The organism is Pseudomonas sp. PDM26, from assembly GCF_019219185.1.
GTDB lineage: Bacteria > Pseudomonadota > Gammaproteobacteria > Pseudomonadales > Pseudomonadaceae > Aquipseudomonas.
Genome location: NZ_JAHUWC010000002.1, coordinates 472,084 through 492,934, shown reverse-complemented (window position 1 = coordinate 492,934; position 20,851 = coordinate 472,084). Strand labels below are relative to the sequence as shown.

Annotated in this window: 15 protein-coding genes and 1 pseudogene; 13 read left to right on the top strand and 3 right to left on the bottom strand. The window is 59.3% G+C overall.

Annotated elements, in window-relative coordinates; translation table 11 throughout:
• The first annotated feature begins 11 nt into the window (after positions 1-11).
• Positions 12-821 carry a bifunctional 2-polyprenyl-6-hydroxyphenol methylase/3-demethylubiquinol 3-O-methyltransferase UbiG gene (locus KW849_RS06100; protein WP_218428572.1) on the top strand — a complete coding sequence of 270 codons (810 nt, stop codon included), beginning with the start codon at positions 12-14 and terminating at the stop codon, positions 819-821.
• Entirely contained in the window at positions 821-1,339 is a 519-nt protein-coding gene (gene idi, locus KW849_RS06095) for an isopentenyl-diphosphate Delta-isomerase (RefSeq protein ID WP_218428571.1), read from the top strand. The genes KW849_RS06100 and idi overlap by 1 nt, the downstream gene beginning before the upstream one ends.
• A 9-nt stretch (positions 1,340-1,348) precedes the next feature.
• Here idi and KW849_RS06090 read toward each other — a convergent pair whose 3' ends face one another.
• Positions 1,349-3,709 (bottom strand): tetratricopeptide repeat protein, encoded by a 2,361-nt coding sequence (locus KW849_RS06090; protein ID WP_218428570.1) that lies wholly within the window; start codon positions 3,707-3,709, stop codon positions 1,349-1,351.
• Positions 3,710-4,002: 293 nt separating this feature from the next.
• On the bottom strand, positions 4,003-5,031 hold the full coding sequence (locus tag KW849_RS06085; RefSeq protein ID WP_218428569.1) for an HAD family phosphatase: 1,029 nt from the start codon (positions 5,029-5,031) through the stop codon (positions 4,003-4,005).
• Between the two features lie 313 nt (positions 5,032-5,344).
• Here KW849_RS06085 and KW849_RS31780 point away from each other — a divergent pair, with 313 nt between their 5' ends.
• The 5 genes and pseudogenes from KW849_RS31780 to KW849_RS06070 all read left to right on the top strand — a co-directional run bounded on the left by KW849_RS31780 (position 5,345) and on the right by KW849_RS06070 (position 9,803).
• Positions 5,345-6,472, top strand: coding sequence for a hypothetical protein (locus KW849_RS31780; RefSeq protein WP_371319112.1), 1,128 nt, complete (start codon positions 5,345-5,347; stop codon positions 6,470-6,472).
• A 12-nt stretch (positions 6,473-6,484) separates the two neighbouring features.
• A pseudogene (locus KW849_RS31775) lies at positions 6,485-7,207 on the top strand (S-type pyocin domain-containing protein); the annotation flags it as partial.
• Positions 7,208-7,354: 147 nt separating this feature from the next.
• The gene (locus tag KW849_RS31770) at positions 7,355-7,909 is read left to right on the top strand and encodes a hypothetical protein (protein ID WP_371319114.1); all 555 of its coding nucleotides are present in this window, start codon (positions 7,355-7,357) and stop codon (positions 7,907-7,909) included.
• Positions 7,896-8,174 carry a bacteriocin immunity protein gene (locus tag KW849_RS06075; RefSeq protein WP_256357087.1) on the top strand — a complete coding sequence of 93 codons (279 nt, stop codon included), beginning with the start codon at positions 7,896-7,898 and terminating at the stop codon, positions 8,172-8,174. The genes KW849_RS31770 and KW849_RS06075 overlap by 14 nt, the downstream gene beginning before the upstream one ends.
• 90 nt (positions 8,175-8,264) lie before the next feature.
• Positions 8,265-9,803 (top strand): S-type pyocin domain-containing protein, encoded by a 1,539-nt coding sequence (locus KW849_RS06070; protein ID WP_218428568.1) that lies wholly within the window; start codon positions 8,265-8,267, stop codon positions 9,801-9,803.
• On the opposite strand, the gene KW849_RS06065 is transcribed toward KW849_RS06070, so the two are convergent.
• The gene (locus tag KW849_RS06065) at positions 9,745-10,170 is read right to left on the bottom strand and encodes a YciI family protein (protein WP_218428567.1); all 426 of its coding nucleotides are present in this window, start codon (positions 10,168-10,170) and stop codon (positions 9,745-9,747) included. The two genes, KW849_RS06070 and KW849_RS06065, sit on opposite strands and share 59 nt — an antisense overlap.
• Positions 10,171-10,348: 178 nt before the next feature.
• Between KW849_RS06065 and KW849_RS06060 the strand changes: the two genes are divergently transcribed.
• The 6 genes from KW849_RS06060 (at position 10,349) to KW849_RS06035 (ending at position 20,837) form a co-directional block, all read left to right on the top strand.
• Complete coding sequence (locus tag KW849_RS06060; protein WP_218428566.1) at positions 10,349-10,792, top strand: polyketide cyclase; 444 nt, start codon at positions 10,349-10,351, stop codon at positions 10,790-10,792.
• 166 nt (positions 10,793-10,958) lie between these two features.
• On the top strand, positions 10,959-11,459 hold the full coding sequence (gene tpx, locus KW849_RS06055; protein ID WP_218428565.1) for a thiol peroxidase: 501 nt from the start codon (positions 10,959-10,961) through the stop codon (positions 11,457-11,459).
• Between the two features lie 178 nt (positions 11,460-11,637).
• Positions 11,638-12,954, top strand: coding sequence for an MdtA/MuxA family multidrug efflux RND transporter periplasmic adaptor subunit (locus tag KW849_RS06050; protein WP_218428564.1), 1,317 nt, complete (start codon positions 11,638-11,640; stop codon positions 12,952-12,954).
• Entirely contained in the window at positions 12,951-16,046 is a 3,096-nt protein-coding gene (locus tag KW849_RS06045; protein ID WP_218428563.1) for an MdtB/MuxB family multidrug efflux RND transporter permease subunit, read from the top strand. The genes KW849_RS06050 and KW849_RS06045 overlap by 4 nt, the downstream gene beginning before the upstream one ends.
• A 205-nt stretch (positions 16,047-16,251) precedes the next feature.
• Positions 16,252-19,359, top strand: a complete 3,108-nt coding sequence (locus KW849_RS06040) for an efflux RND transporter permease subunit (RefSeq protein WP_218428562.1) — start codon at positions 16,252-16,254, stop codon at positions 19,357-19,359.
• The gene (locus KW849_RS06035) at positions 19,356-20,837 is read left to right on the top strand and encodes an efflux transporter outer membrane subunit (protein ID WP_218428561.1); all 1,482 of its coding nucleotides are present in this window, start codon (positions 19,356-19,358) and stop codon (positions 20,835-20,837) included. The genes KW849_RS06040 and KW849_RS06035 overlap by 4 nt, the downstream gene beginning before the upstream one ends.
• Positions 20,838-20,851 lie beyond the last annotated feature (14 nt).

The window sequence follows — 20,851 nt, the reverse complement described above, 5'->3', positions numbered from 1 at the left end:
TGGAGCTTTAATTGGACAGCCAATCCCAGTCCTATCTATTGCGCGTGGGCGATGCCGATCGCGAGCGCCTCGAAGTGCTGGCCAGCATCTACGATCCAGGCAGCCAGGACTTTCTGCAACGTCACCTGCCAGCTCAGGCACGTACTCTGATTGATCTTGGTTGTGGTCACGGCCAACTGACATGCTGGATGGCGAAGGCATTCTCCCGGGCCTGGGTCTACGGGCTGGATCTATCAGATGAGCAGCTGTCTATCTGTGAGCAGAACCGGGTGGCGCTCGACGTACCGAATGTCAGCTTCCATCGTCATGATGTGCTGGACCCTGCCCCGGATATTCCACAGGCAGATGCAGTTTATTGCCGCTATCTCCTGTTGCACTTGAGAGAGTGGAACACCTTCTTCCATAACGTTCTGGCACTCTGTAAGCCGGGCGGTTCACTGCTGATCGAAGAGCCGGGATTTCCCTTTTTCTGTTATCCACGCCATGAAGCGCTCGATCGTGCGAACGCCCTCGGACAAGCACTGACCTCGAGGATGGGCTTGCGTTTTGACTGTATTGATCCGTTATGGCGCTATGTTCATGCACTGGACAGTGTCCGGGTAAAGGCTTATTCGTTCAGCCAGCCGATCCTGGCTACCGACCGCCAGAAAAGCCTGCTTTGGCGTTCATTTACGCAAATTCATCAACCCTTGGTCTCGATGGGGTTGTGTACTGGGCAAGAGGCTGATTCCATTCTTGCCCAGCTGGCGCATATTGCCGGCGATCCACTGTACGTTGTCGGTACCTTGCGCATGGTTCAGTTGCATCTGGTGAAGCTGTGATGGCTGAGATCAAAGTGATTCTGGTTGATGAAAAAGACCAACCGGTGGGCGAAATGGAAAAGCTTGCAGCCCACGAAAAGGGGCTGATGCACCGAGCGGTCACGGTCTACGTGTTCAACTCGCGCAGTGAGCTTTTGCTCCAGCAGCGCGCCGCGGACAAATACCACTGTGGCGGGCTTTGGAGTAACGCCTGTTGTGGTCATCCTTACCCAGGGGAGGACACACTTGCAGCGGCACAGAGGCGGCTTGAAGAGGAAATGGGCATCAGGTGTACGCTACACAAGGGCTTTGAGATCAAGTACCGGCTGGAGGTTGACCAAGGCTTGGTGGAGCACGAATACGGTCACGTATTTTATGGGGTCAGCGACCAGTTGCCGGTACTGAACCCAGATGAAGCCCAAGCGTTTTGTTACCTGTCCCGAGGGCAAATAGAGGCGCGCATGCTCCGGGATCCGGAGCATTTCACGCCTTGGTTTCGATACACTTTTGCCAGGGCAAGCAAAGCGTTTGAGGTGTGACACCAGCTGTTATTTCAATGCCGGGTCCCCCATGTTCATTTTCTTCCAGCCCTGCAACAGCACCTGCGCCTTGGGCTCCTGGCCGTTGTCCAGGTAGTACTGGATCAATGACAAGCGGGCATTGCGGTTGGACGGTTGTTCTTTCAACAGCCGTTCCAGCTCTGCGCACGCCTCGTCAATCTTGCCGCTGTCATGCAGGGCCACCGCCAGCACATAGCCGAACTGTCCGCTCTGTGGCTCCAGTTGCGCGGCCTTGCGCAGGTACGGCATGGCTTGTGCGGCCTTGCCCGCGCGAATCAGCGCAAGGCCCTGGGTGTGTTGCAGCAGGCCTGAGTCAGGGTGGTCCTTGAGGCTTTGCGCCAGCAGGACATGGCCTTCCTGACGGCGACCGTTGGCCTCCAGCCATTGCACCAGGGTGACCAGCGCCGGGTAGAAGTCCGGGTCGCGCTGCAAGGCGGTACGCAGCAAACCTTCGACTTCTGCGCTGCGGCCATCTGCCTGATAGAGCATGGCCAGGTTCAGGTTGGCCTCGGCACGCTCGACCAGACTCTTTTGCACCGCCTCGTATTCGACGATAGCGGCATTCCAGCTGTCCTGAGCCGTGCCCAGGCCGTTGCGCGCCACACTGAGCAAATCCCGGGCGGCGGCGATGCGCACTGCTCTGACAGGATCATTCAACAAGGGGGTCAGCAGCTGCGCGCGTTCCGGTGGCGGCAGGAATGCGCTGAGCGCGCGTATGGCGCTCTCACGTACTTGAGGCGCCGTATTGCTCAGGTCCCTGGTGGCCAGTTTCAACGCTTGTTCGCTCGGATACAGCGACAATTCGCCGAGCAGCGTGGCGCGCTGGATCGCCGGCAGATTGCTGCGTTGCAGTTGCTCGAACAGCGCCAGCGCCGCACCCGGTTGACCGTTACGGATCAACCACAGGCTTTCGTCGTAACGCGGGGCTTGCACCGCGCTGGCGTTGGCGGTGTTCCACAGTTTGAGTTGCCCGGTGATCTTGTCGCCGGCCTTGCCCTGGTGGCAGGTCAGGCAGGCGTCAGGCGAACCGAGTTTTTTTGCTCGCTCAGGGTCGGGAATGCTGAAACTGTGGTCATGCCGAAAGTCATTGCCCATGTAGAACTTGCCGGGCATATGGCAATCCACGCACTGCGAGCCCGGTTGGCCCATGGTGTGGCGCGTGTGTTCGATTGAATCGTAGTTTTTCGCTTGCAGGCCCTTGCCGTCGACGTCTTCCACGGTGGTTTTGCTGGTGGCGTTATGGCATTGCAGGCAAACGCTGTTGCCTGGCGCTTTCAATTGAGTGCTGTGCGGGTTGTGGCAGTTGCTGCAACGCACGCCCTTGTCGAACATTTTGCTCTGGGCGAAAGAGCCGTGTTCGAACACTTCGTCCTTGATCTTGCCGTCCAGCGCGTACAGTTCACGGGTCAGGACGCTCGGCAGGTAGTCGTCCATCAGGCGCTTGCCGACCGTGTAACCGTCGTCCAGCGGCGCGCGGCGCGAGTGGCAGCGGGCGCAGGTTTCGATTTCGACAGTGGCGTTCTTGTCCATGAGGTCGACGGCAAATCCGGCATGGATCAGGTCGGTTTTCTTCGCCGTCCATTCCAGGTGGTTGGACGCCGGACCGTGGCAGGCCTGACAACCGACACCGAGGCTGTTCCAGTGGCTGTCGAAGGTGTTTTTCGCCGCATCGAAATTGCGTTTGAAACCGGTGGTGTGACACTCGACACACATGAAATTGGCGTTCTGGCTCGGTTTGCTCCAGTGCAGCGGGTTCTTGAAGTTCACGCCCTGGCCCGGATACAGGTGAAACCAGCGGTGCTTCTCGGTATCCCAGGCTACGCCGAGGGCCTGCAAGCGGCCTTCGCCAACCTCGAGCAGGTATTGCTGCAAGGGGGCGACGCCAAAAGCATAGGCCACCTTGAAGTTGGCATTCTTGCCGTCGACGCCGGGAGTGTTGACCCAGAATTCGTCGCCTTTGCGCGAGAACACCGTAGTCTCTTTTTCGGTCTTGAAGGTGACGTTATTGAAGTCGCCGAGCAGGGTGTTGGCGTTGGCTTGCTGCATCGCCAACTGGTGATGGGAGCCTTGCCAGTCCTTGACCTGCTCGCCGTGGCAGCCCTGGCATTGTTGCTCGTCGACCATTTTCGCAGGCGCGAGAGCGACCGGTTGCGGTTTGGCCGATTCGACGACAGGGGCGCTGACAGGGACTGGCTGGAGTAGCGTCGGTGCACTGCTCAGCAAAAACCAGCCAATACCCGCGACTGTGAGCAGCAAGATGCCGATGGTGACAGGGAAAAGGTAACGGTTGATCAGGGTCGGTTGCGAATCAGGGTGTGGGTTTGCAGCTTTATTTTTATGTTTGCGCATTACGACTTCCATGGTCCGGGTGCGATTGCCGTCAGGGCGCGTTCAGGCTCGATGCAGCTTTGCCGGATGGCCGGTGTGTGTCAAATGGCATTGTTTTGAGGCTGATGGCCCCTTCGCGGGCAAGCCCGCTCCTACAGGGTGTTGTGTCGTACTCAATTGCAGTGAACAACACCAAACCCTGTGGGAGCGGGCTTGCCCGCGAAGGCGGCCGCCAAGGCACCTGATCACTCCCCCGACAAACCACCGGCAATGTACTGCGACAAACGTTTATTGCAGTCCTGCATTACGTCTTCTTATTGCACTTGCTCGGCTGTGGAGGCATCGAACGGATAGATCCGACGCCATTCGGACGCCATATCGACGACCGTCCAGCCACGTTTGTTTGCTTCGTCCAGGGCCTTGTCCAGACGACCGATCTGCGATTTACGGTCGTAAGCCCATTCGCGTTTGGCGTCGGTGTGGTGCACCAGGCCCATGAAGCGTTTACCGGGACCGGCGGCGGTCCACTGGAGCATTTGCAAGTCACCGTCGGAGTTGCCAAAGGCGAGGATTGGCCGGCGTCCGATCACGGCGTCGATGCTTTCCGGTTTGCCCGGGCCATCGTCGTTGTGGGCCAGTTTTGGCGTGCGCAGGATAGATGCCTGGCCGTCCTTGAATTGATAGGCAGTGACAAAGGTGGTGCCAATGACCTGTTCTGGCGGGATGCCATAGACCTTCTCGGCGAAGGCGCGCATGAACCCGGTGTCGCCGCCGGACACGATGTAGGTCTTGAAGTCCTGGCCGCGCAGGTAGTCGAGCATTTCCAGCATCGGCTGGAAGATCATCTCGGTGTACGGCTTGCCGGTTTTCGGATGGCGGGCCTGGCTCAGCCAGGTTTTGGCGTAGTCATCGAAGGCATCGGTGGTCATCCCGGTGTGGGTGGCACCGAAAATTTTCATCATGCCCTCAAGACCACTGGCGGCCAGGGCCTTGTGATCGTTTTCCAGCACTGCCTGGAAGGGCTGGGTGGTTTTCCATTCCGGGTGCTGCGGTGCGGTGCGTTTGACTTCCTCGAGGGCGAACAATAACTCGAAGTACATCGGCTGCTCGCTCCACAAGGTGCCGTCGTTATCGAACACGGCAATGCGGTCCTCGGGTTTTACGAAGTCCTTGCTGTTTTGATCGGTGACCGTCTGCACGAACTCGATGATCTGTTTTTTCGACGGGCCATCGTTCCAGGAGGGTAGCGGCTCGGCCGCCTGAACCAGTAACGGCAGGCTCAAGGCCAGGGTCAGCAGGAAGCTGAATACGCGGCGATGGCGCAGAGATATCGAATTCGTCATGGGAAATCCTTCTCGTCAACGGAGTTGAGCGGATGCAGTGCACCAGAGACGGACTCTCTGTTGCGCCCGGCCTGACTATGCAGCGTAGACAAGGATTGCCTGATTTGGCGCAGCGCCTGATTTTTGTCCGGTTCACGGCCGTAACAGACCCGCCGGGAGGTTTGCACAGGTGCGGGCCGAGGCGGGTCGGTTTCAGGCCGCGGCCCATCCGGTCGCTCATTGATCCCGTAAACCAATCGCATCCTATAAATATGTACCGCACCTGATCGCTGCCCCGTAGACATGCTGTGCCCTACAGACAAGGAGAGACTGTATGGCACATCGAACACAGAATGATGGGACGTCAGGAGACGTAGTAATAAGGTCCGGACCGCCGGCGTCGGGAGGCGGTGGTGGTTCATGGGGAGGCGGTGGTTTCGGGGGCAATCGTGTCGGCGCGTCCGGCAATTTCGGTGGCCCGAGCGCTAAGACCATAGCGCTCAGGAAAAAAGCCAGGCAGGCGCAAAAAGAGAAGGCGGCCAGAGATACGGCAGACGCTGCAGCTCGGGCGCAAGAGCAGGTACGTGTACAGACGCGGCAACAACTGCTCGCAGGACAGGCCCAGCGTCATGGCATCTTGAGGGCTGAGATTGACCAGGGCTTTGCCGCCAGGACTGCTCAACTGGCGTCATCACTTGAACACGAGATATCGAGCGCAAGGCAGCCTCATGCCAGTGGTTCGAGTAGCGAACGCTGGCAGCTGTATCTGATCACCAAAGAAAAAAACGAAATAGACGGGCTGATCACCCGCAAAGCATCAGAACTCAGTGCAAAAAATATCGTTGCCCATTCGTTTGATGGGCACGATCCACTCACGCGCACGCCAGCTGATTACCTGATGCGACTGGACCAGTTCGGCGAAGCGCTCGACAGTGGTTATCAGGCTTGGGCAAACGCCTATACAGCGGCCCATGAATCCCGGTTGCTGAACGCTCAAATAATCTCGCTCACCGAAAAGTCCAACGGCCTGGCCAGCCATCACGCTGAACAGACCATCGTCTGGCGTGAGAGAGAAGCTCATTGGGAGCGTCTTCGGCAGTTCGCCGAGCAACGTGATGCGCGCATCCGTTTCAAGCAACAGGCCGATGCAGATACGCGCATCGAGCGCATCAGGCAAGCCAACACACTGACGTTACCTGCCAGTTCGCTGGCTGCTGGCGGCGTGGTGTTGACACCGCAAGGCGTACTCATTGCCCAGGAAGTTGCGGCAGTACTCGAAAATGCAGTTCAGGCGGGCATCAAAGGTCTTATCGATCTCGGTCGCATAGCGCTAAAAACAGGACCAGTGTTCATCACGGGGATGCTGGAGTCACCCGTCCTGGGCAACAGTGAGTTGACTGCGGAACAACGAAACCGCTTGTTCTACGCCGTCGGTGTACCCGCGAAAACACTGGAGCTTTAGGACGCGCGGGAACTGCAAGCGATCGCTGACGAACACGGTTCGGTAGAAGCAGAGTACCGGCTCAAACCCTTGCCCATGCCGCAAGGCGTTGCAATTGTCATCGCCAATACTGGCGGCGAGATCGATTCCCGGGTTCCGGTCGTCAATGCAGTACTTGACCCTCTGACAGGGATCTACTCTGCCGAGGTGCCTGGATCGCCAGCCAGGCACCTGCAGTTCACCGCCGATGTCCCTTCCCAGGCGACGATGCCTGGCCAGACGCCGCTGACGGTGATGGAGCCCCAGGCTCAAGACATCCCCTCAGGCGTCGATCTGCGCATCCAGGATTGCATTGTTTGCGTGCCTGGCCTTGAACCGCTCTATCTATCTTTCGGCGTCCCGCCCATGGGCTCGGGAGTCGCTACGGGAACAGGTCAGCCGGCCACGCAAGATTGGTGGAATTCGGCGACTCAGGCTGCCGGTGCGACTTTTCCGACCCAAGTCGGTGACCAGTTCCGAGGTCGCGAATTCAAGTCGTTCGAGGCCTTCGATGAAGCGTTGTGGTGAACGATTGGAGAGCATCACCAACTGGTCTCGTCCTTCGATGAGGTGAACAAAAAGCGCATCGAACAAGGTTTTGCCCCCTACGCGCCGAAAAGCACATGGGTGGGTGAAAACCGTGAATTCGAGCTGCGCTACCAGGAGCGGCCGGAGTTCTGGTCGGATCCTTTCAACCTCGACAAAATCAGCATCAAGACGCCGCAAGCTGCCGAAGGATGGCTCGGGATCGTCCCCGCGGTTGTTCCTTGGCCGATTCCTCCGGCCAGTAGCTGGAAACCCGTGGTGCCGCCGGGCAGCGAACACATCGGATCGACGACATCGCCGATTACACCGACCGATCCAATGGTTTATCCCGGTGCCCCGGCCGTCCCTGTCCTACCGGCAAACGAGACATTTCCGGCTGTTGATGAAGGGAAAATTGGTGCGAGTATTCCGGGGTATCCGGGGGATATGGAACTGCCCTCGCCGGATGCTTTGTTTCGTGATCGACGGGACGATCCGGGGGTTGCAACCGGGGTGGGGCAGTTGGTTTCGGGGGTATGGTTGGGTGAGGCTGCGCGAGGGGAAGGGGCGCCAATACCTTCGCAGATTGCGGATCGGTTGAGAGGGGTTGAGTTTGCCAATTTTCACCGGTTCAGGGAGGCGTTTTGGAAGGCTGTTGCGGCGGACTCATTACTTAGTGAGCAATTTAATAAAGGTAACCTCGAAAGAATGCGAGATGGTTCGGCTCCATATCCCAAGGGGATTGATCAAGTCGGGGGACGTAAGACGTTCGAACTTCATCATCAAATTGAAATAGCAAAAGGTGGTGCTGTTTACAGCTTGGATAATTTATTTGTAATGACCCCGGAGCGTCATATTCAACTGCATAAAGGTAAATATAATGATTTCTTTTAAAGAGAAGCTAGAGGACTACACCGAGGCGGAATTCTTGTCTTTTTTGGGTGAGTTTTTTCATCAGACAAGCGGTTTAAAAGGACGAGCGCTTGAAGAGTATCGGGACAGGCTCTTAGAGCATTTTGAGTCAGTCACTGGGCACCCGGGGCGCTCAGACGTCATCTTTTACCCAAAGGAAGGCCAGGAAGACAGTCCGGAAGGCATCCTGAAGGAAGTCAAAGAATGGCGCGCAGCCAATAACAAACCCGGCTTCAAACCGGAATAACCTCCTACAAACACTGCCGGCACTTGCTCCTGATCGAGCGAGTGCCCATGTCTACGACAGTTTGCCCCAAGGGCTCAAGGAAGAACCAGGATGGAACTCAAAGCGACACTCAAGGATTACACCGAATCGGAATTTCAGGCGCTGGTCGACAAGATCTGGGCTGTGGATTTATCCAGGCAGGATCATGACAGGCTTATCAACCATTTCGATCTGATTGTCGGTCATCCGAAGGGGGCTGACCTGCTGTTTTACCCGAATGAAAAATTCAACCCGAACAGTTCGGAATCGGTGGTGTATTACGTCAAGGACTGGCATCGCAAACAAGGTGGCACTGCGTTCAAGGAAGAGTCGGTTTCCATACCCGCACCATCGCCAGCGATGACACCTCTTGCACGCAGCATTGCGCAAGTGCAAAAAATTGCTGCAGATGTGGCCGCGTCGGAAGTAGCCGTTGAAAATGCGTTTGGTCTATTCGGACCGGGTATCCAGCAACTGCGCGACCCGCTATACGGCAGCAAGGGGGGTTCTGATCAAGAAGCAAGCATCCGGGCCCTGGAACATGCTCAACATTCAGCAGTGATCGCGGTCAGGAAGTTCGAATTCTGGAAAATGACGGTGCAGTTCGCCAAAAACGATGCCCAGCGTAACCTGACCTATGCACGGACCGAACAGGCGCAGTGGCAAAGTGTCGCTCAGCAAATCAACGCATTGCACGATCGCTACACCGGGCAATTGGCGGTGTTTAGCCAGCGTCACCGATCTTTGCATGATCAAGCCGAGGCGTTGTTGATAAAGGCACAGGAGCAATTGATTCGTTCTCGTCGTCCGGGGAGGGCTGAACCTGCTCAACCGGGCTATATGATCCCCGCCTCATTGGCCTTTGCCCACAAGCGCCCCGAGGTTTTACTGGAGGGTGGCCCATCCGGTTTGCAGTTGAGCCAACAGATTGATTTGCAGAAAGCCATTCGTTCGGTTGTTGCTGAATTTACCTGGAGGAACACTTCAGGCGAGCGGAGCGATGAAGCACTGTGCGCCGCCGTATTGCGATTTGAGTTTTCCAGCCGTGCGGATACCCAGGTCTACGGTCTGTGTGTTCCCTTGGTCGAATTGATGCCGCTCGAGGGGCAGGATTGGCTTTCTTTGGCGACGAGAGAGTCCGGGATTGATCTTCCTTTCCGAATCGGGACGACCACAGTGCCCGCAAAACCTGGAACGATGTTTCAGGGCTTGCGCGAAGTCAAAACCCTGGAGCAGGTTTATGTCACCCCGACCCCAAGCGCTCATGTGCCGGCCAGGGTCAGAGTGAGGGCGGCGGAGTATGATCAGCAGCGGGGTTCCTTTGGTTTCACCGTTGATGGCGCGCCCCCTGTCACTGTTTACTGGTCTGCCCCGGTCGCCCTTGAAAGTCAGGCTCCGGAAGCCCAGCGCCCATTGCCTCGCTTGGGATTTGTACGATCTTTGACCGTGCCACTTGTCGAGCCCATCGCAGCCAAAGGAGCAACAACCCGGTTCACCGATTACATCGTGGTTTTCCCGGAGGATTCAGGGCTTGATCCGCTGTACGTCATGCTCAGTTCTTCTTCGCCTGCTCCCACACCCGTTCTTCCTGCGCACGCAGTTCCGGCGTGAATTCGGCGCCAAAGTCTTCGGCCTCGAACACCTGGCGAATCTCGATCTCGGCTTCGGTGCCCGGCATCGGGTTGGGGCAGCGCTTGACCCACTCGATGGCTTCTTCTTTGGATTTCACTTTCCATAACCAGAAGCCGGCGATCAGTTCCCTGGTTTCGATGAAGGGGCCGTCGATGACCGAGCGTTGCTCCCCCGAAAACTTTACGCGGGCACCTTTGCTGCTGGGGTGCAGGCCTTCGCCAGCGAGCATGATGCCGGCTTTGACCAGTTCTTCGTTGTAGTTGCCCATGGCAGTCAGCAGTTCCTGGCTGGGCATCACGCCGGTTTCGGAATCGGCGCTGGCCTTGATGATGATCATAAATCGCATGGTGATTTCTCCGTTGTAATTGAGTGACTCGCTTAATGGTCGAATGGCTGAAGTGCAAATCGACAGCTTCTCGAAAAAATTTTTATAGAAAACACTTTGGCAGGTTTCTTTTCGACCGCCATTTCGCTACACCGTATTTCTGGCGAGCTTGTCCAACGATCAAAGGAATGTGTCCCGTATGGCAATTCTGGAACTCACTACACTCATCCCCGGCCGCACACCCGGACAGGTCCTCGACTTCTGCCTGGAAGGCGTCAACTTTCCGAAGATTTTCCCCGAGCGCATTACCCCGCTGGGCGATGTCGATCTGAACAACCTGCGGATTGAAACCGGGCGGCAATTCCGCTTTCGCCACTGGATGTTCAATGTGATTCCGTCGAGCTGGACGGTAGTGATCCGTGAAGTCGGTGAAATGTATTTCATCGACGAGATGCTCAAGGGACCGATGCGTGCCTTTCGTCATGAACATCGGGTCCTGGCGGGAGAGGGCGGTACGCTATACACCGACCGGGTGACGTATTCGGCGATAGGTGGCGCGCCCATGGAGTGGTTGCTGGTCAATGGCTACATGCGGCGGATTTTCGAGGCGCGCCATCGCAATATGTTGCAGTTACTCAGATAACACCGCCGCTCCCACAGGGTCTTGTAGTGAATGAGAAAACGCGTGTATCCAGTTTTGTACGCTGATACATGACAATTTATGTTTGACCGTAGGTCGTCGGACAATTTCGTGGTTAACTTCGGCCTCGTCAAAATTCTCCACCACAACGTTCAGAAGGACTCCGTTCATGGCTCAAGTCACTCTTAAAGGCAACCCGGTTCAAGTCAACGGCCAACTGCCACAAGCCGGTTCCAAGGCGCCAGCCTTTTCCCTGGTTGCCGGCAATCTGTCCGACGTAACCCTGGCGAGCTTCGCCGGCAAGCGTAAAGTGCTGAACATTTTCCCAAGCATCGACACCCCGACCTGCGCCACCTCGGTGCGCCAGTTCAATGCCAAGGCCAACGACGTGGCCAACACCGTTGTGCTGTGCATCTCCGCCGACCTTCCGTTCGCCCAGGCGCGTTTCTGCGGCGCCGAAGGTCTGGAAAACGTACAGAACCTGTCGACCCTGCGCGGTGCCGAGTTCATCCAGAACTACGGCGTGGCCATCGCTGACGGCCCGCTCAAAGGCCTGACCGCTCGTGCCGTGGTGGTTCTGGACGAAAACGACAACGTGCTGCACAGCGAGCTGGTTGGCGAAATCGCTGACGAGCCGAACTATGAAGCGGCACTTGCTGTTCTCAAGTAAGTTAGCTCCATTACAATTGTTAACGGCCTGGCCCTGTCCAGGCCGTTTTCATTTGTGTTTCAGTGTCTTGGACAAATCTCCTGCTACGTAAGCCAAAGGTAAATTGCCGGTAAAGGCGCTTTGCTTAAAACCCGCCAGTGCTTATCGTTCCCTCATGTAAAAAAAGCCCACGCGCCCAATGGTTGATCACTCAATGCAATCCTCCGCTTCCCGTAGTCCTCGTCGCTGGCTGTTCGGCCTGCTTGTCCTGCTGGTCATCGCCGCCCTGTGCTGGAAATTCTGGCCCGGCAGCGCTGCACCCAAAGAGGCTGCGGGGCAGAAAGCCGTCGCCGGGCATACCGGCAGGTCAGGTGGAATGCGTCCGGGTTTCGGCGGCGCGTCCGGGCCGGTACCTGTGCGAGTGGCTCCGGCAGTCACCGGTGATTTCCCGCTGTACTTCAAGGCGCTGGGCACAGTCACGGCGCTGAACACTATCAATGTCCGCAGCCGTGTCGGCGGTGAGCTGGTCAAGATCCATTTCGAAGAAGGGCAGATGGTCAAGGCCGGCGACCTGCTCGCCGAAATCGACCCGCGCCCTTACCAGAATGCCTTGCTCCAGGCCGAAGGCACCTTGTTGCAGAATCAGGCGCAGCTGAAAAACGCCCAGGTCGACGTCGAGCGCTATCGCGGCCTGTACCGCGAAGACAGTATTGCCAAGCAGACCCTGGACACCGCCGAAGCGCTGGTCGGTCAATTCCAGGGCACGGTCAAGACCAATCAGGCAGCGGTCAACGACGCCAAACTCAATCTCGAATTCACCAGGATCCGCGCACCGATCACCGGTCGTGTTGGCCTGCGTCAACTGGACGTCGGCAACCTGGTAGCGGCCAACGACACCACTGCATTGGCGATCATCACTCAGACTCAACCGATCAGCGTGGCCTTCACCCTTCCGGAAAACAGCCTCGACACCGTGCTGGCCCGTTATCGCAGCGGCGCCAAACTTCCGGCTGAAGCCTGGGACCGCGGTGATACCAGATTGCAAGCCACTGGCGTGCTGCAGAGCCTGGACAACCAGATCGACGTCACTACCGGCACCCTGAAATTCAAGGCTCGTTACGAGAACCGGGATCAGTCGCTGTTCCCCAACCAGTTCGTCAACGTGCGCCTGCTGGCCGACACCCTCAAAGACGTAGTACTGGCGCCTTCCGCCGCGATCCAGTTCGGCACGAACGGCACGTTCGCCTATGCCTTGGACGGTGACAAGAAGGTCAAGATCCGTCAGTTGAAAGTCGGCGCCAGTGACGGCGTGAACACCGTGGTCACCGAAGGCTTGTCGGCTGGCGACCGGGTCGTATTGGAAGGCACTGACCGCCTGAAGGACGGCAGCGACGTGGAGGTGGTCAACGACAGCCAGGACGTGCCGACCACGCCAACCGAACACCTGCAAGGCAAGTCGGCGGCCGACGCGGCAACGCCCGCGACCACCGGCAAGGCGAAAAAGGGCGGCGCATGAATCTCTCGCGGCTGTTCATCCTTCGGCCGGTAGCCACCACGCTGAGCATGCTGGCGATTATCCTGGCCGGCGTCATCGCCTATCGGCTGCTGCCGGTGTCGGCATTGCCTCAGGTCGATTACCCGACCATTCGCGTCATGACCCTGTACCCCGGCGCCAGCCCGGATGTCATGACCAGCGCAGTGACCGCGCCGCTTGAGCGGCAGTTCGGGCAGATGCCCGGCCTGACGCAAATGGCCTCCACCAGTTCCGGCGGGGCGTCGGTGCTGACCCTGCGGTTCAGCCTCGACATCAACATGGACGTGGCCGAGCAGCAAGTGCAGGCGGCAATCAACGCCGCGACCAACCTGTTGCCCAAGGACCTGCCGGCACCGCCGGTGTACAACAAGGTCAACCCGGCCGACACGCCGGTGCTGACCCTTGCGATTACCTCCAAGACCATGCTGTTGCCCAAGCTCAACGATCTGGTCGACACCCGCATGGCGCAGAAAATCGCCCAGATCAGTGGCGTCGGCATGGTCAGCATTGCCGGCGGCCAACGCCAGGCCGTGCGCATCAAGGTCAATCCGGAAGCGCTGGCCGCCAATGGTCTGAACCTGTCGGACGTGCGCACCCTGATCGGCGCCTCCAACGTCAACCAGCCCAAGGGTAACTTCGACGGCCCGACCCGGGTTTCGATGCTCGATGCCAACGATCAACTGACGTCACCCAAGGATTACGCCAACCTGATCCTGGCCTACGCCAACGGCGCGCCGTTGCGGCTCAAGGACGTGGCGGAAATCGTCGACGGCGCCGAGAACGAGCGACTCGCCGCGTGGGCCAACGAAAACCAGGCCGTGCTGCTGAATATCCAGCGTCAGCCCGGCGCCAACGTGATCGAGGTGGTGGACCGGATCAAGGCCCTGCTGCCGAGCATCACCGACAACCTGCCGGCCGGCCTCGACGTGGTGGTGCTGACCGACCGCACCCAGACCATCCGCGCCTCGGTCAAGGACGTGCAGCACGAACTGCTGATCGCCATCGCTCTGGTGGTCATGGTGACCTTTCTGTTCCTGCGCCGCGCCAGCGCCACGATCATTCCGTCGGTGGCCGTGCCGCTGTCGCTGATCGGTACGTTCGGCGTGATGTACCTGGCAGGCTTCTCGGTCAACAACCTGACCCTGATGGCCCTGACCATCGCCACCGGTTTCGTGGTGGACGATGCGATCGTCATGCTGGAAAACATTGCGCGCTTCATCGAGGAAGGCGACAGCCCGCTGAACGCAGCGCTCAAGGGCGCCAAGCAAATCGGTTTTACCCTGATCTCGCTGACGTTGTCGCTGATCGCCGTACTGATCCCGCTGCTGTTCATGGCGGACGTGGTCGGGCGGCTATTCCGCGAGTTCGCCATCACCCTGGCGGTGGCGATCCTGATTTCCCTGGTCGTCTCCCTGACCCTGACACCGATGATGTGCGCGCGGTTGCTCAAGCGTGAACCCAAGGAAGCAGAGCAGGGCCGTTTCTACCGTGCCAGTGGTGCGTTCATCGACTGGATGATCGCCGCCTACGGGCGCAAATTGCAGTGGGTGCTCAAGCACCAGCCGCTGACCTTGATGGTGGCCGTTGGCACTCTGGCACTGACGGTTTTCCTGTACATGGTGGTGCCCAAGGGCTTTTTCCCGGTGCAGGACACGGGTGTTATCCAGGGTATTTCCGAAGCGCCGCAATCGATTTCCTTCGCCGCCATGAGCGAGCGCCAGCAGGAGCTGGCCAAGGTCATTCTGGCCGACCCGGCGGTCGAGAGCCTGTCGTCCTACATTGGTGTGGATGGCGATAACTCGACCCTCAACAGTGGTCGGTTATTGATCAACCTCAAGTCGCACCACGACCGTGACCTGAGTGCCACGCAAGTGATTGCCCGCCTGCAACCGGAGCTGGACAAACTGGTCGGCATCCGCCTGTTCATGCAACCGGTGCAGGACTTGACCATCGAAGACCGGGTCAGCCGCACGCAGTACCAGTTCAGCATGTCTTCGCCGGATTCTGAGCTGCTGAGCCTGTGGAGCGGGCGACTGGTCGAGGCCCTGGCCGACCGGCCGGAACTGACCGACGTTGCCAGCGACTTGCAGGACAAGGGCTTGCAGGTTTATCTGGTGATCGACCGCGATGCGGCGTCGCGGGTCGGGGTGTCGGTGTCGAACATCACCGATGCGTTGTACGACGCCTTTGGCCAGCGGCAGATTTCCACCATCTACACCCAGGCCAGTCAGTACCGCGTGGTGCTGCAATCGCAGGCCGGCGAGAAGATCGGCCCGGATGCGTTGAACCAGATTCACGTCAAGACCACCGATGGCGGTCAGGTGCGCTTGTCCAGCCTGGCGCATATCGAGGAACGTCAGGCGCAGCTGGCAATCACCCATATCGGCCAGTTCCCGGCGGTGATGATGTCCTTCAACCTCGCGCCCGGCGTGGCGTTGGGGCATGCGGTAGAGATCATCGAGCAGGTGCAGAAGGACATTGGCATGCCGATTGGCGTGCAGACCCAGTTCCAGGGCGCGGCCGAAGCCTTCCAGGCTTCGCTGTCGAGCACCTTGCTGCTGATTCTGGCCGCGGTGGTGACCATGTACATCGTGCTGGGCGTGCTCTACGAGAGCTACATCCACCCGATCACCATTCTTTCGACCTTGCCGTCGGCGGCGGTGGGCGCCTTGCTGGCGTTGATCCTGAGCGGCAACGACCTGGGCATGATCGCGATCATCGGCATCATTCTGCTGATCGGCATCGTGAAGAAGAACGCGATCATGATGATCGACTTCGCCCTCGACGCCGAGCGCAACCAGGGCATGGACCCGCAAACGGCGATCTATCAGGCGGCGTTGCTGCGTTTCCGGCCGATCCTGATGACCACCCTGGCCGCGCTGTTCGGTGCCGTGCCGTTGATGCTGGCCACCGGTTCCGGCGCAGAGTTGCGCCAGCCGCTGGGTCTGGTGATGGTTGGCGGATTGCTGCTGAGCCAGGTTCTGACCCTGTTCACTACGCCGGTGATCTACCTGTACTTCGACCGTCTCGGTCGGCGATTTGGCAAGACCGGCGCTCAGGAGACGGCGGTATGACGGCATGCATAACCTGTGGGAGCGGGCAATGCTGTTCAGTTAAGCGAATGTGGTCCTCTGTAGGAGCGAGCTTGCTCGCGATGGACTCAAGAGCGCCGCGTTTAGCCAGTAAATACGCGTTATCGTTAACGACCATCGCGAGCAAGCTCGCTCCTACAACTTCCTTAACCGAACAGCATTGCGCTCCCACAGGGGGCCTTCATCGATGAATCTTTCAGGTCCTTTCATCAAACGCCCCGTGGCGACCATGCTACTTTCATTCGCGATCATGCTGCTGGGCGGCGTGAGCTTCGGTTTGCTGCCCGTGTCGCCGCTGCCGCAAATGGACTTTCCGGTGATCGTGGTCCAGGCCAGCCTGCCCGGGGCCAGCCCCGAGGTGATGGCATCGACGGTGGCCACACCGCTGGAGCGCTCTTTCGGCGCCATTGCCGGGGTCAACACCATGAGCAGCCGGTCCAGCCAGGGATCGACCCGGGTGATTCTGCAATTTGACCTCGACCGCGACATCAACGGCGCGGCGCGGGAAGTGCAGGCGGCCATCAATGCCTCGCGCAACCTGCTGCCGAGCGGGATGCGCAGCATGCCGACCTACAAGAAGGTCAATCCGTCCCAGGCGCCGATCATGGTGCTGTCACTGACGTCGGATGTGCTGGAAAAAGGCCAGCTCTATGACCTGGCCTCGACGATCCTGTCCCAGAGCCTGTCCCAGGTGCAGGGCGTCGGCGAGGTGCAGATCGGCGGCAGTTCCCTGCCAGCGGTGCGTATCGAACTCGAACCGCAGTCGCTCAACCAGTACGGCGTGGCCCTGGACGATGTGCGCAACACCATCGCCAATGCCAACGTGCGCCGGCCCAAGGGCTCAGTGGAAGACGATCAGCGGCTGTGGCAGGTCCAGGCCAACGACCAGCTGGAAAAAGCCAAGGACTACGAGTCGCTGATCATCCACTACAACGGCGGTGCGGCCCTGCGCCTGAAGGACGTGGCGAAGGTCAGCGACAGCGTCGAGGACCGCTACAACAGCGGTTTCTTCAACGATGACGCGGCGGTACTGCTGGTGATCAACCGGCAGGCCGGCGCCAACATCATCGAGACGGTCAACGAGATCAAGGCGCAGTTGCCGGCCCTGCAGGCGGTGTTGCCGGCCAGCGTCAAGCTGAACCTGGCCATGGACCGTTCGCCGGTGATCAAGGCCACGCTGCACGAAGCGGAAATGACCCTGCTGATCGCCGTGGCACTGGTGATTCTGGTGGTGTTCCTGTTCCTCGGTAACTTCCGCGCTTCGCTGATTCCGACCCTGGCGGTGCCGGTGTCGCTGGTCGGCACCTTTGCCGTGATGTACCTCTACGGTTTTTCGCTGAACAACCTGTCGCTGATGGCGCTGATCCTGGCCACCGGGCTGGTGGTAGACGATGCCATTGTGGTGCTGGAGAACATTTCCCGGCACATCGACGAAGGCGTACGGCCGATGCGGGCCGCGTACCTGGGTGCCCAGGAAGTCGGCTTTACCTTGTTGTCGATGAACGTGTCGCTGGTGGCAGTGTTCCTGTCGATCCTGTTCATGGGCGGGATCATTGAAAGCCTGTTCCGCGAATTTTCCATCACCCTGGCGGCGGCCATCGTGGTTTCGCTGGTGGTGTCGTTGACCCTGACCCCGATGCTCTGTGCCCGCTGGCTCAAGCCGCACACGCCGGGGCAGGAGAACCGCCTGCAACGCTGGAGCCGGCGGGCCAACGACTGGATGGTCGGCAAATACGCCACCAGCCTCGATTGGGTGCTGCGCCACAAGCGCCTGACCTTGCTCAGTCTATTTGTGACAATTGGCGTGAACATCGCGTTGTATGTTGTTGTTCCTAAAACATTTATGCCGCAACAGGATACCGGCCAGTTGATCGGTTTCGTGCGCGGCGACGACGGCCTGTCGTTCAGTGTGATGCAGCCGAAGATGGAGATTTTCCGCCGGACGGTGTTGAAGGATGAGGCGGTAGAAAGCGTCGCCGGGTTCATTGGCGGTAACAACGGCACCAACAACGCCTTCATGCTGGTGCGCCTGAAGCCGATCAAGGAACGCAACATTTCCGCGCAAAAGGTCATCGAGCGTCTGCGCAAGGAAATGCCCAAGGTCCCTGGTGCTCAACTGATGCTCATGGCGGACCAGGACCTGCAATTCGGCGGCGGCCGCGAGCAGACCTCGTCGCAGTATTCCTACATCCTGCAAAGCGGTGACCTGGGGTCGTTGCGCGAGTGGTATCCGAAAGTCGTCACCGCGCTCAGGGCCTTGCCGGAGCTGACGGCGATCGATGCGCGGGAAGGCCGGGGCGCCCGGCAAGTGACGCTGATCGTCGACCGCGACCAGGCCAAGCGCCTGGGGGTCGACATGGACATGGTCACGGCGGTGCTGAACAACGCCTACAGTCAGCGACAGATTTCGACCATCTACGACAGCCTCAACCAGTATCAGGTGGTGATGGAGGTCAATCCGAAGTACGCCCAGGACCCGATCACCCTCAAGCAGGTTCAGGTGATCACCGCCGATGGCGCGCGGATCCCGCTGTCGACCATCGCCCATTACGAAAACAGCCTGGAAAACGACCGGGTCAGCCACGAAGGCCAGTTCGCGTCGGAAAGCATTGCCTTCGACATGGCCGAAGGCGTGACGGTGGAGCAGGGCAGTGCCGCCATCGAGCGGGCGATTGCCAAGGTCGGACTGCCGGAAGACGTGATCGTGAAAATGGCCGGCACCGCCGACGCCTTTGCCGCCGCGCAAAAAAGCCAGCCGTTCATGATTCTCGGCGCGCTGGTGGCGGTGTATCTGGTGCTCGGCGTGTTGTACGAAAGCTACATTCATCCGCTGACCATCCTGTCCACGCTGCCGTCGGCCGGGGTCGGCGCGTTGCTGTCGATCTATGCGCTGGGCGGCGAGTTCAGCCTGATTTCGCTGCTGGGGCTGTTTTTGCTGATCGGCGTGGTCAAGAAAAACGCGATTCTGATGATCGACCTGGCGTTGCAGCTGGAGCGACACCAGGGCATGGCACCGCTGGAATCGATTCGCAGCGCCTGTCTGCAACGTTTGCGACCTATTTTGATGACCACCCTGGCGGCGATCCTCGGTGCCTTGCCGTTGCTGCTGAGCCGTGCCGAAGGGGCGGAAATGCGCCAGCCACTGGGCCTGACCATCATCGGCGGGCTGATCTTCAGCCAGGTGCTGACGCTCTACACCACCCCGGTGGTTTACCTCTATCTCGACAAACTGCGCCATCGCTTCAATAAATGGCGCGGGGTGCGTACCGATGCTGCTCTGGAAACTCCGCTATGACTGAACGTTCGCTTTTCAACCTGGCTGCACCGCTGCTCATGGCTCGAGGCTCGCGTCTGTTGAGCCTGTCACTGTGCGTGGCAATGCTCAGTGCCTGCGCCGTCGGCCCGGATTACCAGCGCCCGCAAACCGCGGAACCTGCGCAGTACAAGGCCGCAGAGGGCTGGCGTCAGGCCAATCCGAGCGATGCCCTGGCGCGCGGCGCCTGGTGGGAGTTGTATGGTGACCGGCAGCTCAACGATCTGGTCGAAAAGCTCAACAGCTCGAACCAGACCGTTGCCCAAGCCGAAGCGCAGTACCGGCAGGCCCAGGCGTTGGTGCGTAGCGCACGCGGGGCGTTTTTCCCGACGGGCGACCTGAATGTCAGCAAGAACCGCTCAAGTCAGGGCACTGGCAGCAGCAATTCCAGCCTGACCAGTTCGTCCAGCGGTATTCGCGACACGTATTCCGCCCAGGTGGGCGTCAGTTGGGAAGCGGACGTATGGGGCAAGCTGCGCCGGGGCCTCGAAGCCGACACCGCGAATGCCCAGGCCAGCTTTGCCGATCTGGCCGCGATGCGCTTGAGCCAGCAGTCGGAACTGGTGCAGAACTACCTGCAGTTGCGCGTGATCGATGGCCAGAAGCGCTTGCTCCAGGACACGGTCGATGCTTATCAGCGGTCGTTGAAGATGACCGAGAACCAATACCGCGCCGGCGTATCGGGCAAGGACGCCGTGGCCCAGGCCCAGACGCAGCTTAAAGGCACCGAAGCCGATATGATTGACCTGATCTGGCAACGCGCGCAGTTCGAGAACGCCATTGCCGTGCTGATCGGCCTGCCGCCGGCGCAGTTCAGCCTGGCGGAAAGCCAGGACATTCCGCCGTTGCCGCAAGTGCCGCCGGCCTTGCCTTCACAGTTGTTGGAGCGGCGCCCGGACATTGCTGCCGCCGAGCGTTCGGTGATGGCCGCCAACGCCAACATCGGTGTGGCCAAGGCCGCCTATTACCCCGATCTGACACTGAACATGAACGGCGGTTACAGCAGCAGCACCTATTCCAACTGGATCAGCCTGCCGAACCGCTTCTGGTCGGTCGGACCGCAATTGGCCATGACCCTGTTCGATGGCGGCCAGCGCTCGGCGGAAATCGACCGCAGTGAAGCGGCCTATGACGAAACGGTGGCCAAATACCGCCAGACCGTGCTGGACGGATTCCGCGAGGTGGAAAACTTCCTGGTGCAGCTCAAGGTGCTTGAAGACGAAGCCGTCGTGCGCCAACAGGCACTGGACGCCGCCCGTGAATCGCTACGCCTGACCCAGAACCAGTACAAGGCCGGTTTGATTGCGTACATCGATGTGGTGGTGACCCAGGCGGCGGCGCTGAGCAATGAGCGCAGCAACCTGGATCTGCTGCAAAGCCGCCTGATTGCCAGCGTGCAGTTGATTGCCGCGTTGGGAGGTGGCTGGGACGGGCAGCTCCAGGTGAGCGATAGCCAGTAATGCATTTGTGCCCA